The organism is Pseudomonas sp. OVF7, from assembly GCF_030644265.1.
Taxonomy (GTDB): Bacteria; Pseudomonadota; Gammaproteobacteria; order Pseudomonadales; family Pseudomonadaceae; genus Aquipseudomonas; species Aquipseudomonas gorinensis.
In genome coordinates, this window is the sequence record NZ_CP128996.1 from 6755349 (window position 1) to 6771659 (window position 16311).

Here is a 16311-nt window from a genome sequence, read left to right on the forward strand (position 1 = left end):
ATCCGGGCGGAAGCCAGTCTCTTCGCCCGGATACCCTCTAGGGTTGCAAACTACACGAGCGCCTGCCGCGTCATAATCGACGGCTGTATGCGCATCCATGTGAGTGCCGGCACGCGGGCTGCCTCAGGCAGTTTCATCGTGACTTAACCTACGTTAGCCTCGACCAGTCGCAAAGGAGATGACGGTACATCCAGCATGTACTGCCTGGTCACCATCTCTGCCGTAAGCCCGGCAGCTGTCAACACCCGCTTCCAGGTACCGTAATCCAAGAGATTGATCGCCCTCTGTACCAGCATAGGCGACTCCATAGGGATCAACTCGTCAAACTCTTCGTGCTTCGTGAAACCCTTTCGATTGAGATACGTGAAGCCCGATTTAGCTTGTTCGGCGGTGAGCAGATTGAGGGTGTGAGCCCTGAAAATGAGCGCCTTGAAGCTTACCTTCCAACGAAGCTTCATATCCTTGAGTGCCGGCCAGTTCAGGTACTTTCCTCGCATAGGGGGAAACTCTGATGCGAAACTTGCCCGGGGCATCAACAAAGCACTGGCAAACTGGTTAGCCTGATCCTCAGTAAGGCGGCAACCGGTCTCAATACCTTGGTGCATCACCAAATGGCCCATTTCATGGGCAAGGTCGAAACGTTGACGGCATGGATTCACCTTTGCGGTGTTCCTCACGATCAACGGTCGTTTGTTGGACAACGAGAACGCATCGACCTTGTCATCGGCTTCGGCCAGGTTCACCACCAGCACTCCAACTTTTTCTGCCAGCTTGGTCACACTAGACAGGGGGCCGATCCCCAGGCCCTGTTCACGGCGAAATTTTTCAGCAACCTGCTCGATCTTGTTGATACCGGATACCGGCTCCTCAAGCATGCTGAAACTCACTGCAGGAAAGGCAACCTCCTTATCCAACTCGTCAATCAGCAGCTCAAACATCTCGACCTGAGCCGCAATGGTCTTCTTGAGAGTCTGCGAGGAGGATCGGACGCTTCGAAAATGGCATTGCTCCAACTCCACCGAACCGCGTCGTGGCGTGAAGAAAAAACTCTCGCGCACGCCCAAGGCTTCAGATAGCTGGGCAAGTTGGGTGCCAGAAGGAATCGCATTGACTTCCAGCTTGTGCGCGTATTGCCGGGTAACGCCCAAGAGCTCTCCGATATCGGCGAGCGAACGCCCCGCCGCGCATCTAGCGAGACGGAGCTTGTCGGGCGAAAACTCGTCGCCAAGAGGCAGAAAGCCTGTTCTGTCATTCATTTACTGATCAGCATCTCGTGTTGCGTTCTGGTCTGCATCTTTGTCCCGGCGAGCGACTAATGGTTCATCGATTGCCACCTCTTGTGGAAGCTCGGTGGTACGAGGAGCAAACAGAGGAACGTAGTCATGCACCCACTTACATACGACGTTCCGGTTGGTATCGAAGCCCAGAATCGAAGCAGTCAGCGTCGGCCCGTCAAAGTTGCCGTCAGTATCGACATACAAACGCCAAGTAATGTTCTTGTCGATCGCAGGCCCCAGCAAGCTAGCCTGGTAAAGCTCAACTCGGTTGGATTGCAGTCGATACCCTTTCTTTCTGACCTCGGGATCGTCCATTACCACCTGCATCAGCACGCCATTCACACTCAGCGTGAAGTCCATGGTGCGGTTAGTGAGCAGCAGCCACGGAAGGGCCGGATCGCGGTGGAGGCGTTTGAACCGGCCGTGGACGCGGCCATACGGAAGTGTTCCCATAGTCCAGTTGGTATCGTCATCCGTAGAGGTGACTTCCAACGCACGGTAAGCCGCATCCAGAGCGTTATTGCAGATCAGCTCGACGTATTCCGGCTTCAGCTTCGGTTCCAGCTCACTTGGGTGTTGGATCGGGGGCATGGGCCTCTCCATAAAGCGTGCAAAACACAGGTACTGTCAACCGGGATTTTTGTGCAAATTATCGCTTCTGTCAACCTTCGTGTCCTGATGCTCATAATCCCCTGGTCGCAGTTTCATGTGCTGCCAGGTGCAAGTTATCTCGGCCCAGTCTTACCGACGTACCGATACAACGTTGTTCTCGATACCCCGTATCGCTTGGCTACAGTGCTAACCTGAATCTGTGGATCTTTGAGCAAAGCCTTTATTTCGCGGACTTGAGCATCTTCCAACGCAGGTTTACGACCACCTTTACGTCCTCGAGCGCGAGCCGCCGCCAGCCCTGCGCGGGTACGCTCTCGAATCAGGTTGCGTTCAAACTCGGCCAGGGCTGCGAACACATGAAAGATCAGCTTGCCGGCGGCGCTGGTGGTTTCGATTCGCTCGTTGATCGACTCGAACCCCACCCCTTCCTGGTCCAGCCGACTGACGATCCCAACCAAGTCAGGCAAGGAGCGGCCAAGGCGGTCCAGTCGCCATACGACCAAAGTGTCGCCACTGCGCAGAGCTTTGAGACAATGCCTCAGCTCCGGCCTGTCCGCCGACTTGCCGCTCATGGTCTCCTCGTAGGCTGTTGAGCACCCAGCCAGAGCAAGTGCATCTCGCTGCAGGTCGAGGTTCTGATCATCAGTCGACACTCGGGCATATCCAATCCGCTTTCCCATACGTTTTTCTCACACTGATTTCGGTACAGGAAAAGTGACAGGAAAGCGGTAAATCCCAAGTCCAAAAGATCATCTGGAATAGGTGTGCCATAAACGACCGTTTACGGGACGGATCCGCTCGTCAATTTCAGGAGCTGAAAGCGACCGAAACCGAACCCCAGAATATTTTTCCTCGCTCAACATTTCCTTCAGCAGCTCAGCACCTGAGCTGAATGGAGGAATGACCATGAAGCAGAGTTTCCACGCACATTTTGATCGGGACTTGACCAAGGCCGGTTCGGCAATTCTCAGGGAGGCAGTCCGGCGCGGGCTTCTCAGTCAGCACGAGGCCATGATCCACGACCAGCAATGGGCGCAGTTTAGTGTTTATGCCAACGAGTCTCATGAGGTAGACATCCTGGAACTCGTCAATAAAAAATTGGTGAGGGAGTACGGGGAAGAGCTCTATATCCAGACATACCAAGGAAATCTCCCACTGCAAAGCGTGTCGGGCCTGCTTGAGACTGTATATGCAGTGATGGGCTTCGCAACTAATGGGCACTGGAAAGGCGCAGCGGCTAACGTCGGTAGCCGTCTTGGCTTTCCAAGCTATGCACGGATTACCGTACCGCGTAGTCTTGACCGTACTAAGTTTGAAGCCGCGATGGTGGATATTCAGGCTCTCCACTCAGAGCAGCTAGCAACATTAATCAGGTCAGTTCGATACCTCGGCATGTCATTGCTTGAGGCTTTTTTCTTCGACGCAGAAGATGCTCACAAGGACGCCGAAGAAGAAAACATCTTTTATGTGTTCAGCAAAGATAAGCATGAGCATCGGATCATTAATATTTCCACCCTTGAGCAAATTGTAATTTTGGAGAAGACCGCGGCATTTCAAAAGCTTCAGGGCAGCAGTCGCGCGACGCCAGCAGCTTGGCGTACATGGAAATCAAAGAACCTACCTGCAGCGCAAGAAATTTTACTTTCTCACAGACTAAATATTGATGATTGTCGCGCCGCATATGCCTGCGAGCTCTACCGGCGATTGTCTGGTCACCACGCCCCGATTCTTGGGGGCAAAGCTCCCAACGATGAGGATCTGGAGGCCCGGAATCACGTCGCCTACGAGCTCGGAAATATGCGTATCTGGGAAACTGATGCGTACGTCGGTGCCCGAGCCAACCTGAGGAGGGAAGCCGCCGGTACCAGTCGCTAAGCCATCACACAGCAGATTTGGGATTAGATCAGACGCCCTTAACCTTGGCCGAGCTCGAATTAAAGGAGTCAGGGTATGGATCGTTTTGAATTGCTTGTATATGCCGTGCTTGCCCTCATCAGTGCGCTGACTATCGCAGGTGTAATTGGCTATATGGTCGCAGCGTACCTGGACAAGAAGCACGGCGACGATTGAGCCTTCAGCGGAATGGCCAGATACCTGCAACGAACTGTCCGCTGCCCCTTGGCAGCGGGCGCTTACCCAAATCCATCGGCAAGGCACCCTACCGCTGCGATACGCAGCATTTTCCCAAGCCTATGAGGTCATGGGATGACTTCGGAAGGGCTGTCAATTTCCGCACCCTAGCGAAAGTGACCGAAGCGCCGAAGCGTTTAGATCAGCAACATGCACGCCCTCTATGTTGCGAGCTAGCTTGCCAAGTACGCTAAAACTCGTGTGCCGACTTGCTGGCAACATTTGATCTTGGGTTTTCCGAAAGCTACCGGAGAGTGTCTAGCGACCTCATTTATCCGGAGCACAAGCATGGAAATTCGTCACCTCGGTAACGGGCTGTACTTCCCACCTATTGCACCCAACGGTCGGGTTTATGCTGTCCCTCTTGGGCAGGAAACCCAGGTAGAGATTTTCTGCCTGACACCAGTGGGCATCATGGGCGCGGGCATCAAATCGCACTGGTCAGAAATCGTTGGTTTTTACTACGACGACGAATCCTGGGAGATCATCCCGCGCAATTACTCGGGACGAGGAATGCGCTTCAGTAGAGGCCTATCCTGCATCATGGTGATAGCAGGCAACGAGGCCCTCACGACCCACATCCAGGGCTACCCCATCCCCATGTGCGTAATGAACCGTATTGCGTTCGAAAAGCAGCGAGGCACTGAGGAGTAGCGCGTCACCGTCGCCACCCGCTACGCGACACGGGTACCAGCTAGGCCGGCACCTACCAAAGATTATTTTATGAAAGTAAAGCCTTTCACTACTAATACAGATCGCAGCTGGGCGGCTGACTTGGTAGTAAGCGTCACTGCTAATAGCAAATACGGCCTCCGCCCCCCACCTGCACGGGCCTGCTGGCTGACAGCAAGTAGATTTAGCGCCCTACACTGCTTATAGCCCGTACCCGTCGCCGTCCCTGACCAAGCGCAGTAGTATGTCTCGCCGGAGTTCACTGCTGATACGAAAAAGCCCCGTCAGACCAAGCAGCACGGGGCTTTCGGGTATTTAAGTCGGTTCAGATCCGTTTGGCACTGCTTATAGTGTGTTCAGACTCTACTCCTCCGAGCAGAGGTCGCCATGATCAAGCGCTTGATATCTACACAGCTTTTTCTCATAGGCGACCAACGTCCGACGCAACTGACGATTCTCACTGGCGATGCTGCGAATCTCAGCCAGACGCTCCTCAACCTGTAAAACGAGGCCGCGGTAAGGGGATTTCACAAACTCAAACGAGGAAGCCGGGTATTTGTGTTTACCGTTGCCTTTGGGAATAGTCAGGGGCGCGAACTTGTTTTTTTGCCCTTGCAGTGGCACCAGTTTGCACCAGTAGATCGAATACGCATTCGGGCTCACCTGCTTGATTGATACGCCGGCCACAACAGATTTGACCCCGGTCTTTTTGTACAGCTTCATGGACGTATCCACATAGCTTGCTACCAAGCATCTCGCGTCCGTAAGCAGCTGCTCGTACTGCCGATCCAGCAGGGTGACTATCGTTTGTGCTTCTTTGCTCATGACGAAGGCTCTCTTCTTTGTAAGAGCCAAATGGTGACCGATCGCTGAGCACCCGGGATTCGATTTCAGACCGTTCTACCGTCGGAAATATACGAAAACTGGGCGAACTGGCTCACGCTGTGACCCAGCTTCGCATCAGATGACCGACGGATGACGACATGTCAGTCGCAGAAAAACATAACATGCAAAGGATGCACGATAGATGACGACGGCAGCCTTGACCCTGAGCGGAACAAGGTCGACTTGTTAGAAGCAGATTACAGCGAGCAGGCGTGTATCCCTGCCTAGCTGCAACTGGCCGACTTCTGCCAGTTACGACAGGCAGAAATCGGCAAAAAACGGCCAGAAACAGTCATTCATCTGATCTCCAAACCAACCGAAATCATAGGAAGGACGATAACCGAGAATTTACAAGGCACCAGCGGTCGGACTCCCCTCAAGAACCGCTCTGGCACGCCGATGGCGTAGGTGTTAGTTTGCGCGGCTCCGGCCACGAACCGGAACCGCAGACAGGGATGTTTGGACGTCTTTCACGCCTAACCAGGCGTACTTCATTCCTGTCATGAGTATCATCCGATGCTGCAAAAATCCCTGAGAACTCAAATCCTCGCGCTGCTGAGCGGCAGCCTGTTGGCGATGTTGCTGATTGCTTTAGCATGCTTTCATTTCCTGTCCAACGGCGTGCAAAACTACGCCAACTTAATCGAAGGTCCGCTGCACACTTCGCAATTGATCGACGAGGCCAACCTGCAATTCAAGGTGCAGGTTCAGGAATGGAAGAACGTATTACTACGGGGCAAGCAGCCGGCAGACCTGGATAAATATTGGAAGCAATTCGAAGACCGTCAGCGCGACGTACAGGGGATCCTTGGCGAACTGGCTAACCAGAAAGGACTGGAGGGCCAACTCAAGACCCGCATCGAACGCCTGCGTGACGAACACCGTCAGTTGGGCAGCGCTTACCAGAAAGGTCGCGATGCCTATATCGCCGCGGGTGCAGACCCCACTGCAGGCGACGCCGCCGTCAAAGGAGTTGACCGTACCACCAGCGATCAGATGAGCGAACTTGTTGGCGAACTGCGCAAGCAGGGCACCGAGCAATCTACACTGATCAGCTCCGCTGCCAAGCGCACGGTGATGCTGGGGACTATCGTGCTGCTCGCCTCGGGTCTGTTGATCGGCCTGTTGAGCCTTTGGCTGATCAACCGCAACTTGGTTGACCCCATCCGCAAGCTGATCGACTACGTGGCGCAACTGAGCCAAGGGAAATTTGCCGAACGCGTGGCCAGCAGACGTGAAGACGAGTTGGGCAAACTAGCCATGGCCGCCAACACTTTGCGCGACTTTCTCGCCGAAACCTTCAACCGCTTGCAGCGCAGCGCCAAGGATCTGGACAGCGCAAGTGGCGAGTTAAGCGCCATCGCCGGTCTCATGGCCAGCGGCACTAACGAGCAGTTCAACCGTACCGATCAGGTAGCTACGGCGATGAACGAAATGTCCGCCACCGCCCAGGAAGTGGCTCGTCACGCAGCCGATGCTGCACGCGCCGCCGATGATGCCGACCAATCCGCGCAGCAGGGCGAAAAAGTCATGCAGGGCACCATTCACACCATCACCCAAATGCGTGGTGAGATCGCCAACACAGCCACGGTCATCCGTCGCCTGGAAACCGACAGTGGCCGCATAGGCAAGGTGCTGGAAGTGATTCGCGGCATCGCCGAGCAGACTAATTTGCTGGCGCTTAACGCGGCGATCGAAGCGGCCCGTGCCGGTGAAGCCGGACGCGGTTTTGCGGTCGTGGCCGACGAAGTGCGAAACCTGGCCCAGCGTACGGCGGCGTCGATCATCGAAATCAACCAGATCATCCAAACGGTGCAAACCGGTGCGGTGGACGCGGCTCAGGCCATTGAAAGTGGCCAGTCGCGCAGTGAAGAAAGTGTCGCGCAAGTGAATGAGGCCGGAGCGATGCTGCAGCGCATCACCCATTCTGTGGAAGCCATTCGCGACATGAACCGCCAAATTGCCACCGCTGCCGAAGAGCAAACCTCGGTGGCGGAAGATATCTCGCGCAACCTCACCGAAATCACCACGATTGCCAGTACCAACCTGGACAACATGCAGCGCACCGAAGCGGCAAGTCGGAACCTTCACGGGTTATCAGGGCAGTTGAATGAAGTGACGGCACGTCTGAGTGCTTAGCCGGACCGTTGGTGGTTAGATCGGCTTTAGGCTGAGCTGCCATTTTGGAAGACCGAGCCCCGTTTTTAGTCATATCCTTATACGGGGCAGATGCTATGACCAAAGATTCTCAGCATTTGTGTAACCTTCCGGCGGTGATACTTAATCTACTAAACGTATGCTTTTTTTGGTGCCCCTTGGGGCAGCTTTTTTGCCAGGTAATTGTGGCTGTTAACGCCAACGCTGAATTGCCCCACGTGCTGCCGTGGGATTAACCCACCCTCAAGTCAACACAAATCCAGTAACAGTAGTGGTTCGCAAGGAGTCTGCCCGGGTCAGTGATATCTCGGCAACTGGGTCAATTCGGCGCCGGCGCCAACAGCCCGCCAAGAAAGCCCTGGTCGCGGGACGCCTGTTCAAGCGTCTCAAACACTATGAGCTGCACAGCTAGCCGAGTCAGCTCTGCAACAGATGCCCCCCAAAGACAAAGGTTCATTGAGCAGCCGAGTTTCTATTCGGCATGTTTTGAACAGACTGCATCGCATAGCAGTTCCAACAACTCATTCGCTAGGGCAGCCGCTTCTTGTCGATAGTCGGTGTTCCAGCGGCACGACCAGTTATCAGGCTTTCCCTCATCCTCCCAGTGCGCCAATGCAAGCCCGTTGAGTATTTCCAGCTCGAACCAAACACGCTGCCAAGCGACAGCGTTCTGGACTGACGCCGTGTCTTGCCACAGGAATTCTGTTTGCGCGACGAATGCCGCCCATGCAAACAGATCCTCTGAAGCTCGCTCACCGATCGTTCGTAAGTATTTTGCGCTAGCCAATCAACGATTCCTTGTAGTCGTTTACCTGTTTAGTAAACGTCTATCCCCGGATAGAGATCCGCGGGTGGACGATAATTGGGGTTCTCAAAGCGGCTGTTCTCGTAATGGGTTTTGGCCGTCGGTCCGTCGCCGATATAGGTCACCTGCGGGTTTGGCGTGAGATGCCAACCGTTTCCTTCCTTGTCGCGCTCGATCAGCGATGCGTACAACCTACAGTTGCCTGCTGAGCCGGATGTCAGCCTGAACTGGTAATAGCGTCCGTCTTGGGGCGTGAACTTCGCCGAGACATAGCAGGAACGAGTGCGTGTCCCCTCCCAGAACAGATCCACATGCGTTTCGATACCGGGTCGGATCTGCGTTTCGTAATAGTCCCATGTAAGGTCTTGCCCTGCCTTTGGCATGCCCACGTCCTGTGTGTGGGTGAACGGCAGGGGGCCGGTGCGAACGGCGCCGCCCGAACGTTTGCCGTTTTCGTATTGGTAAATTTCGGCGTGCTGTGTGTAGTCGACGATACGTACCCAGGCAGGGTTAGGCTCGTTTTCGGGCGCGGTAAAGTAGTTGGTGTGGGGCAAATACTGGCAGCCTGCGAACAACGGCAATGCAACCAGAAAGAGCAAAGGGCGTATCGACATGAAGCCTTTCCTTTTACGGAGTCAGAGTTAAAGACCGCAAAAGAGGAGGCGCATTGCACAACGGCTGAAAACTCTGTGGCTGAATCGTCGCGACGATATCGGTTTCAACCGGTCGCTACAGGCAGAAATCGGCCTCAAGCCTGCGCAGCGATACTGGCTTTGCTTTGGAACATGGCGGTGTCGGCCTTGAAAATCAGATCGTCCAGACCTTCGCCATCTTCCGGAAACCACGCCACCCCTAGGCTGGCGCTGACCTTGATCTGGCTGTTTTTCCATGGAATGGGCAGGTCGACGGCCTTGCAGATTTCATGGGTGATGCGCTGGATATCGCCTCTGTGATGTGCGCCGTCGAGCAGCACTACGAATTCGTCACCGCCCATGCGCGCGGCTATTTCGAACTCGCGAATATTGGATTTGATGGCCGTGCCTACGTGGATCAGGATGGCATCGCCTGCCTGGTGGCCAAAACGATCATTGATCTGCTTGAAGTGATTCAAGTCGATATAGCACAGGGCCAGATGTTCTCCACGGCTCTTTGCGGCCAGCAGCTTCTGACTAGCAAAGGGAATAAAACTATTGCGATTGGGTAAGCCAGTCAGGCTGTCATAGAAGGCCAGCTTATGTACTTCCTCTTCGGCGAGTTTGCGCAACTTGATCTCGTTGCGCAGATGGCGCTGGGCATTCAACAGAACCAGAGCGAACATCAGGACAAGCACACAGCCGATACTGATCAGCACAATGGTTTTGCGCAGCCGCTCGATGAGCTGTGGCGGGTTGGGATCGTAAATGAAGTTTTCCAGACCAGCGATATTGTCGACCATACCCAGTTCGAGGAAGGTTTCAGCCATACGTTGCCAGCGCCCTGGGTTCATATGACCGATCTCGATCAGGTCAGATATCACCAGCGGACGCATGGCCTGAGCTTCGAATTGCAAGTGCGCGCGAGTTTTCTCCACCGAGTACTGATTGAGCAGCAGGTCTATGATTTGCTCGGGGTTATCCATCGCGTAGCGCCAGCCGCGCAGGGTAGCGCGGCGGAAGGCCTCGACCCGCTGTGGATATTCGTCAATTTCGGCCTGGCTGGTAAACAGGATGTCGCTGTAGAAGTCTATCCCGTAGGTGACGGGCGAGATGATGTTGTATTCCACGCCCCGCTCTTGCAGGTAGAAGGGCTCGTTGGTCAGGTACGAGTTGAACGCCGTCACTTTACCGCTGACCAGATCCCCAATTTGATAACTGCTGGGTAGCAGTTGTAGTTTTTCGAGGGGTATACCCTCGCTACGGAACATCGCCAGAAAATCGGCATCGGTTTGTGCATCCATCAGCATCAACGGCTTGCCGATCAGGTCGTGCACTGTGCGAACACCTTGGTCTGTGCGAGCCACGAGCACGGAAGGTGAATGCTGAAAAATCACCGCGAGCGCTACCAAGGGCTTTCCATGCAGACGTGCGTAGAGCAATTCACTATTGGCTTCGCCGTATTGGGCGCGCCCAGAGAGCACTTCTTCGACCGGTGTGACATGGGGGCCACCTTCGTGTAAGCGCACGTCCAGTCCTTCTTCGCGGTAATAGCCCTTTGCGATGGCGGCATAGTAGCCCGCGAACTGGAACTGATGTTTCCAACGTAGCTGTACATCAATCACCTGTTCGGCGCCATTCTGTTGAGGGCCAGGCCCCCCCCACGCAGCCTGCCCCCAGACGAGCACAAAACACAGCAGTCGACGCAGCCGAACCAGGAGAAGTCTCTTCGGCGGGCCGGGCGTGTTAGGACAGTAACAGAGGCTAGGCATGGTTATAGTCCGTGAATCGCGCTTATCGTTGAGCGTGCAAGGCGTGGCGCATCATTGTGACATCACTCATGCGGGGCCAGCAATCGCGCGCCACGATAACCAAAGCGGCCGTTATCCTCGCTTGCGGCGTGGTTGGCGTTTGCTTCCCTATAACAAACAGCTAACGACCCACAGCAGACCTAACCGGTTTCTGAAGCCATCCAGGTCAAAAAATCATGGACCTGAGTCGTAAACTTTTTTGGCTTCGCGTATGGGGTCCTTGCCTGGGACAAGAAAAAAGAGATCTGCATTCTCATGCACGGGTAATGCTGAACAAATAGCTCGACATGCTCCTCCAGTGTTTGCGGCCACATGAGGTCCTGTTCAGAGCGAAGTACTTGAGTTGACCGGATGAGTTTGCGCGAGGCTTCGCGTTGCAGGCGTAGGGATTGCGTCGGTGTGGTCGCCTGATCGATAAGATCGGCATACCGGGTCAGTACGGATTCAGAATCACCATTCACGGCAATGGCGATATCACGCGACGGCTTGAACCGGTCGAAGCGCTTGGCCAGATCATTCCCCCATAAGCAACGACAGTGATGCTTGAGCCAATAGCCCCAGCTCAATCGATTGTTGGCCGCCAATACTTCAGAACGACTACCGATTTCGAAATCGATCTTGGTGACTTCGGTATGCCGACTTTCCAGCGTGCGCTTTTTCGACTCGAGCATTTCCAGGTCCTGCGATGCAGGAGAGCTGTGCAGAACAAGGGTTAGGTCTAGGTCGGAAACTCCCGGTACGGCGTCGCCTCTAGCGACGCTGCCATAAAGATAAATCCCATCCAGCAGAGGTTCCGACTGGGCGAGCGTCATGCAAACGTCCGCCAGCAGAGCCTGAAACTGTGGCTGCACCTCGAAGTTGGACACGGTGAGGATATAACCGTCTGCATCAATGCCACGAGGATGGAATCGTTCCATGAAGCCGTCCGAGAGTTGTGTTCAGGGAGGTACTTTAACAGAGACGATAGTGGCTGCTTTTGGCCGACATCTGACTATCGGAGCGGGTTGTTATCGATCCAAAGCATTCACACTCCACGTCTGCGCAGGTGCCTCTTTCCGGTTTTTCTCTTGATATCCCCCTTCCCGACAGCATTCAATAATTTCTGGAACGTCGAGCATTCAATGTGACTAGCAGCAGGGCAGCACGCCACCCGACGAAGCTCGTTGCGTATGACGCCGAGTCGCTCGATAGTGCGGTCCAGTTCGTCTGCCTTTTCGTTAAGCCGCTGACGATCAATGTCAGGCTGCCCCTCTGCGTCCAGCATTGCAGAAAGATCGTCTAGTGAAAGCTCTGCCGATTGCCCGAGCGCGATCAAGGACAAACGTTGGAGTACATCGGCACGAAACACGCGAATCAGGCCACGACGACCGATTGAACTGATAAGACCTTTCTCTTCGTAGTAGCGCAGCGTTGAAGCCGGTAGACCGGAACGTCGTGCCACTTCACCAATATCCAGCTCTTTCATGCTTGACCTCAAGTCGACTTGAACTTGCAGACTGCTCGGATCAAACCGCCAAAACAGACTCAAGGCAAGGAGGAGTACCATGGGAATAGCCGAGACCGCACTGCGCATTCTGTTTGTTGGAATGGGGGCCACGCTGATTATGGACGTGTGGGGTTTTATTCAAGCACGAGTGTTTGGTCTAGCGTCGCTTGATTATGGCTTGGTTGGTCGCTGGCTGGGCCACATGTTGCAAGGAAGGTTTCGTCATGCCTCGATCATGGCGGCGCCTCCTATCAGGAATGAACGCCTGATGGGGTGGGTATTCCATTACATCACGGGTATCGTCTTCGCGATGGTGCTGATCGGTGCGAAAGGGCCGGCGTGGATCTGCAACCCCACGCTAGTACCTGCGCTAGTGATTGGGTTGGTTAGTGTGATTGCGCCTTTTTTTATCATGCAGCCTGCGCTCGGTTTCGGCGTTGCCGGTTCGAAGACAGTGGCACCTAGCGTGGCAAGGCGCAGGAGCGTCACTGCGCATCTGACGTTCGGACTTGGACTTTTTGTGGCGGCATCGCTGTTGATGATGCTCTTTCCGACATCGTCCTGCCTAAGTTGAGTGCTTTTGGTACAGCGATGGTGCTCAGGGCGAGATCGTAAGTCCCGAGTGCCTGCCTTTGGCCGAGAGCGGGAATTAGGAATAGCCCGCATCCGGCCGATTGTGTTGAAAAAGTCGACCCGGCCTGAGTACCAATGCATTGAGCGGTGAAAACGCCTTTTTTGCACGCCGCTACGTCAAATCTGAGCCCTGAGCCTTCTGCGCAAAACACAGATTTCAATCTCAGACGCGTACTTTTCTGCCATGGAAACCGAAGCCGACTTTTTCAACAGAATCGGCCAGAAGCCGTCACTCAATCTACAAAATCAGGGGCGACTTATTGAGCTAGGGCAGCTCATCCGCCACCGACAAACAACAGTCAATTGCAATCACTACCCGCATTAGATCATTCCTCAATGATGGAAGCGTAGCGCTTATTACTGAGCTGTTTCGCTTGGACATATGTAGGAAAGTTGCCAATGCAGCGTCGGAGTGCTGAACCAGACGAGCTAGATGCTCACCACGAGGGCCACAGGTCCCTTTCAGCCAGTTTTTAGCAGTACGTTCGTTTGCATTCGTCCACTTCATCAATGTCTTCACGGCCTGGTGCGTGGAGCCCAACTCACTTTGTAATGCTGCCGCAAGTCCCGACGCATAGTCTTGTTTGTCCGGAAAAATTTTGCCTTTTTTAGGAATCATTTTTCCCCCTCAAATCCTCTATGGTTGAAAGACACCGCTTGCTTAAGTAGCAAGTAGATTGAATGCGTCCCGATGGCGCACTCCCAGTGTGGATGCACGCAGGGGCTATTGCGTATGCGTAGTGGTAAAAGTGCTAAATCAGAACACTCACGCCGAGAACCAGGTTTGGCAGCGGCGTATGTCCGGATGTCCACAGAGCATCAACAGTACTCAACTGAAAACCAGCTCGACACCATCAAGGTTTACGCAGCCGCACACTCTCTCGAAATCGTCAAAATTTATACCGACGCAGGAAAAAGCGGCCTTCGCCTCGAAGGGCGGGACGCGTTAATTCAACTGTTCAGCGATGTTGAAAGCGATGTTCTCGGTTTTTCGACCATTCTCGTCTACGACGTCAGCCGCTGGGGGCGCTTTCAAGATCCGGACTTGGCCGCCAGCTTCGAGGTCCGTTGCAGACAGGCAGGTGTGTCGGTTCACTACTGCGCGGAGCAATTTTCCAATGATGGCTCGCCCGTATCTAATATCGTCAAAAGTCTGAAGCGCATGATGGCGGGCGAGTACAGCCGGGAATTGTCTGTCAAAGTCTTTGCGGGCCAATCTCGCCTCATACAGTTAGGCTTTCGGCAAGGGGGAATAGCGGGCTACGGGCTTAGGCGTCAATTGGTGGACGCTGCTGGCAACCCTAAAGCAGAACTAGCGCTTGGCGAACACAAAAGCATCCAAACCGACCGTGTGAGACTTATTCCCGGACCACTGGAGGAAGTTGCAACTGTTCATTGGATCTATCAGCGTTTTGTTGAAGCGGGTTACTCAGAGGCCGAGATAGCCCAACAACTGAATAATCGAGGACTTCAGAATGACCTAGCCAGGCCTTGGACCAAAGGGGGAGTCCATCAAATCCTGACCAACGAAAAATACATCGGCAACAATGTCTGGAACCGGTCCTCCTTCAAACTTAAACAAGAACATGTGAGGAATGATCCCGAACAATGGATACGCGCTGACGGTGTCTTTCCCCCTTTAGTTGACAACATACTATTCGCCGCAGCCCAAGAAATCATCCAGTCGCGCAGCTACCGCATGTCCGACGCCGAAATGTTGGAGAGGCTTAAAAGGCTATACGAGAAAGCGGGTTATTTATCCGGCATGATCATCAACGAGTCTGACGACTGCCCTTCCACCACAGCCTATACATCCCGGTTTGGCAGTCTTCTGCGTACCTACTCGCGCATAGGCTATACCCCTTCGCGGGACTACGGCTATGTCGCCGCCAATCATCAGCTTCGGTTGATGCATCCTCTCCTGCTGGCTCGAACCGTAGAGCATATTCAGCAAGTCGGAGGAAGAGTTGCAATCGACCCAACCAGCGACCTGCTTCTAGTCAACGAAGAGCTTTTGATTTCTCTAGTCCTGTGTCGCTGCCGGCGCGCTGACTCGGGCACGAATCGCTGGAAAATACGCTTCGATCTTGGTCTTTCACCTGATATCACCGTTGCCGTTCGAATGGAGCCAGGGGAAGAAATCGCCCGCGATTACTACATCCTGCCTACCCTTGATATTCAACAACCCAATATTCGTCTGAGCGAGTCAAACGCCTCCAATCTGGAAATCTATCGTTACGACAGCCTCGAAGCACTCGCGCAACTTTCTCGTCGAACGGTCGTGGGGAGAGCCGCATGAATATGCCGCACCATCCTCGTAGCCCACTACATGTTGGGGAAGCAACGACTATCCTAATGGTCAGCCTGGATCGTATCCGCGTCCTCAATCCTCGCGCGCGTAATAAACAAGTGTTTGCCAAACTTGTCGAAAACATTTCGAACCTAGGCCTGAAACGACCGATTACGGTTACCCCAAGCAGCGACCAAGACAACTCTGATTTTTTCGAACTAGTGTGCGGGCAAGGTCGATACGAAGCCTTTTGCGCCTTGGGCGAGCGCGAAATCCCCTGTGTCGTCGTCAGTGCTAGTGAAGCCGACCGGTTTCTAATCAGCCTGGTCGAAAACTTGGCCCGCCGTAAGCACACGAACAAGGACCTGCTCTACTCTATTCAAATTCTGTCTGATCGCGGATACACCACCAAACAGATCAGCATGAAGACCAGTCTGGATCCCACTTACATCAACGCAATCCTTCTACTTTTACGTCAAGGAGAAGAGCGGCTCATCTCAGCAGTCGAAAAAGGCTGGTTACCCATCACACTTGCGACAATGGTGGCTAGGTCGAGTGATACGGAAGTACAGGTCGCGATGGTGGAAGCTTATGAAACGGGCCTCTTGAAGGGAGAACAGCTGATTAAGGTGAGACGCCTGATAGATAGGCGTCGATTTTCAGGAAAAAACTACGGTCAAAAGCGATCAGCCACCGAGCAATCGACGACGCCTCAAAAACTTTTGAGTACTTATCAGACCGAAGTCAGGCGCCAACGAGTCATGCTCAAAAAGGCCGATATCAATGAGCAGCGAGTATTGATCATCGTTACCGCTATGCGCCGACTGCTGGCCGACGACTATTTCTGCACCCTACTACGCAGCGAAAATATCGCAGACATGCCTAAGTCGCTGGCTGACCGTATTCAAGGAGAGGTGTGAT

Annotated in this window: 16 protein-coding genes; 6 read left to right on the top strand and 10 right to left on the bottom strand. The window is 54.0% G+C overall.

Features of this window, described 5'->3' with window-relative positions; all coding sequences use genetic code 11:
- Window positions 1-143: 143 nt before the first annotated feature.
- From QU606_RS30765 to QU606_RS30775, 3 genes are all read right to left on the bottom strand, one after another.
- Complete coding sequence (locus QU606_RS30765; protein WP_137200434.1) at window positions 144-1256, bottom strand: ImmA/IrrE family metallo-endopeptidase; 1113 nt, start codon at window positions 1254-1256, stop codon at window positions 144-146.
- Complete coding sequence (locus QU606_RS30770) at window positions 1257-1868, bottom strand: hypothetical protein (protein ID WP_137200435.1); 612 nt, start codon at window positions 1866-1868, stop codon at window positions 1257-1259.
- 134 nt (window positions 1869-2002) lie between these two features.
- Window positions 2003-2569: a recombinase family protein gene (locus tag QU606_RS30775; protein WP_304997946.1), complete on the bottom strand. Its 567-nt coding sequence runs from the start codon at window positions 2567-2569 to the stop codon at window positions 2003-2005.
- Window positions 2570-2795: 226 nt separating this feature from the next.
- Between QU606_RS30775 and QU606_RS30780 the strand changes: the two genes are divergently transcribed.
- Together QU606_RS30780 and QU606_RS30785 are read left to right on the top strand one after the other, a co-directional pair.
- On the top strand, window positions 2796-3764 hold the full coding sequence (locus tag QU606_RS30780) for an integrase (protein WP_304997947.1): 969 nt from the start codon (window positions 2796-2798) through the stop codon (window positions 3762-3764).
- Between the two features lie 543 nt (window positions 3765-4307).
- Entirely contained in the window at window positions 4308-4673 is a 366-nt protein-coding gene (locus QU606_RS30785; protein ID WP_304997948.1) for a hypothetical protein, read from the top strand.
- Between the two features lie 381 nt (window positions 4674-5054).
- On the opposite strand, the gene mobI is transcribed toward QU606_RS30785, so the two are convergent.
- Complete coding sequence (gene mobI, locus QU606_RS30790; RefSeq protein ID WP_304997949.1) at window positions 5055-5516, bottom strand: conjugative transfer protein MobI(A/C); 462 nt, start codon at window positions 5514-5516, stop codon at window positions 5055-5057.
- 576 nt (window positions 5517-6092) lie between these two features.
- On the opposite strand from mobI, the gene QU606_RS30795 reads away from it, so the two are divergent.
- On the top strand, window positions 6093-7715 hold the full coding sequence (locus tag QU606_RS30795) for a methyl-accepting chemotaxis protein (RefSeq protein ID WP_304997950.1): 1623 nt from the start codon (window positions 6093-6095) through the stop codon (window positions 7713-7715).
- A gap of 490 nt (window positions 7716-8205) precedes the next feature.
- Here the strand turns inward: QU606_RS30795 and QU606_RS30800 are convergent, their stop codons facing one another.
- The 5 genes from QU606_RS30800 to QU606_RS30820 form a co-directional block, all read right to left on the bottom strand.
- Window positions 8206-8520 (bottom strand): hypothetical protein, encoded by a 315-nt coding sequence (locus tag QU606_RS30800; protein ID WP_304997951.1) that lies wholly within the window; start codon window positions 8518-8520, stop codon window positions 8206-8208.
- Between the two features lie 29 nt (window positions 8521-8549).
- Window positions 8550-9152: a hypothetical protein gene (locus tag QU606_RS30805; protein ID WP_304997952.1), complete on the bottom strand. Its 603-nt coding sequence runs from the start codon at window positions 9150-9152 to the stop codon at window positions 8550-8552.
- A gap of 134 nt (window positions 9153-9286) precedes the next feature.
- Window positions 9287-10795, bottom strand: coding sequence for a GGDEF domain-containing protein (locus tag QU606_RS30810; protein WP_304997953.1), 1509 nt, complete (start codon window positions 10793-10795; stop codon window positions 9287-9289).
- Between the two features lie 326 nt (window positions 10796-11121).
- Window positions 11122-11898, bottom strand: coding sequence for a nucleotidyltransferase domain-containing protein (locus tag QU606_RS30815; protein ID WP_304997954.1), 777 nt, complete (start codon window positions 11896-11898; stop codon window positions 11122-11124).
- Between the two features lie 107 nt (window positions 11899-12005).
- Window positions 12006-12446: a helix-turn-helix domain-containing protein gene (locus QU606_RS30820; protein ID WP_304997955.1), complete on the bottom strand. Its 441-nt coding sequence runs from the start codon at window positions 12444-12446 to the stop codon at window positions 12006-12008.
- 79 nt (window positions 12447-12525) lie between these two features.
- Here QU606_RS30820 and QU606_RS30825 point away from each other — a divergent pair, with 79 nt between their 5' ends.
- Entirely contained in the window at window positions 12526-13041 is a 516-nt protein-coding gene (locus tag QU606_RS30825) for a DUF2938 domain-containing protein (protein ID WP_304997956.1), read from the top strand.
- Between the two features lie 324 nt (window positions 13042-13365).
- On the opposite strand, the gene QU606_RS30830 is transcribed toward QU606_RS30825, so the two are convergent.
- Window positions 13366-13719, bottom strand: coding sequence for a hypothetical protein (locus QU606_RS30830; protein ID WP_304997957.1), 354 nt, complete (start codon window positions 13717-13719; stop codon window positions 13366-13368).
- A 114-nt stretch (window positions 13720-13833) separates the two neighbouring features.
- Between QU606_RS30830 and QU606_RS30835 the strand changes: the two genes are divergently transcribed.
- Window positions 13834-15399: a recombinase family protein gene (locus QU606_RS30835; RefSeq protein WP_304997958.1), complete on the top strand. Its 1566-nt coding sequence runs from the start codon at window positions 13834-13836 to the stop codon at window positions 15397-15399.
- Entirely contained in the window at window positions 15396-16310 is a 915-nt protein-coding gene (locus tag QU606_RS30840; protein ID WP_304997959.1) for a plasmid partitioning protein RepB C-terminal domain-containing protein, read from the top strand. The genes QU606_RS30835 and QU606_RS30840 overlap by 4 nt, the downstream gene beginning before the upstream one ends.
- Window position 16311: the final 1 nt, after the last annotated feature.

Excerpts from the sequence above, each read along its gene's own strand:
- QU606_RS30820 (WP_304997955.1), bottom strand. The coding sequence starts at position 12,446 with ATGAAAGAGCTGGATATTGGTGAAGTGGCACGACGTTCCGGTCTACCG.
- QU606_RS30840 (WP_304997959.1), top strand. The coding sequence starts at position 15,396 with ATGAATATGCCGCACCATCCTCGTAGCCCACTACATGTTGGGGAAGCA.
- QU606_RS30815 (WP_304997954.1), bottom strand. The coding sequence starts at position 11,898 with ATGGAACGATTCCATCCTCGTGGCATTGATGCAGACGGTTATATCCTC.
- QU606_RS30770 (WP_137200435.1), bottom strand. The coding sequence starts at position 1,868 with ATGCCCCCGATCCAACACCCAAGTGAGCTGGAACCGAAGCTGAAGCCG.
- QU606_RS30830 (WP_304997957.1), bottom strand. The coding sequence starts at position 13,719 with ATGATTCCTAAAAAAGGCAAAATTTTTCCGGACAAACAAGACTATGCG.
- QU606_RS30825 (WP_304997956.1), top strand. The coding sequence starts at position 12,526 with ATGGGAATAGCCGAGACCGCACTGCGCATTCTGTTTGTTGGAATGGGG.
- QU606_RS30765 (WP_137200434.1), bottom strand. The coding sequence starts at position 1,256 with ATGAATGACAGAACAGGCTTTCTGCCTCTTGGCGACGAGTTTTCGCCC.
- QU606_RS30795 (WP_304997950.1), top strand. The coding sequence starts at position 6,093 with ATGCTGCAAAAATCCCTGAGAACTCAAATCCTCGCGCTGCTGAGCGGC.
- QU606_RS30835 (WP_304997958.1), top strand. The coding sequence starts at position 13,834 with ATGCGTAGTGGTAAAAGTGCTAAATCAGAACACTCACGCCGAGAACCA.
- QU606_RS30805 (WP_304997952.1), bottom strand. The coding sequence starts at position 9,152 with ATGTCGATACGCCCTTTGCTCTTTCTGGTTGCATTGCCGTTGTTCGCA.
- QU606_RS30785 (WP_304997948.1), top strand. The coding sequence starts at position 4,308 with ATGGAAATTCGTCACCTCGGTAACGGGCTGTACTTCCCACCTATTGCA.
- mobI (WP_304997949.1), bottom strand. The coding sequence starts at position 5,516 with ATGAGCAAAGAAGCACAAACGATAGTCACCCTGCTGGATCGGCAGTAC.
- QU606_RS30775 (WP_304997946.1), bottom strand. The coding sequence starts at position 2,569 with ATGGGAAAGCGGATTGGATATGCCCGAGTGTCGACTGATGATCAGAAC.
- QU606_RS30780 (WP_304997947.1), top strand. The coding sequence starts at position 2,796 with ATGAAGCAGAGTTTCCACGCACATTTTGATCGGGACTTGACCAAGGCC.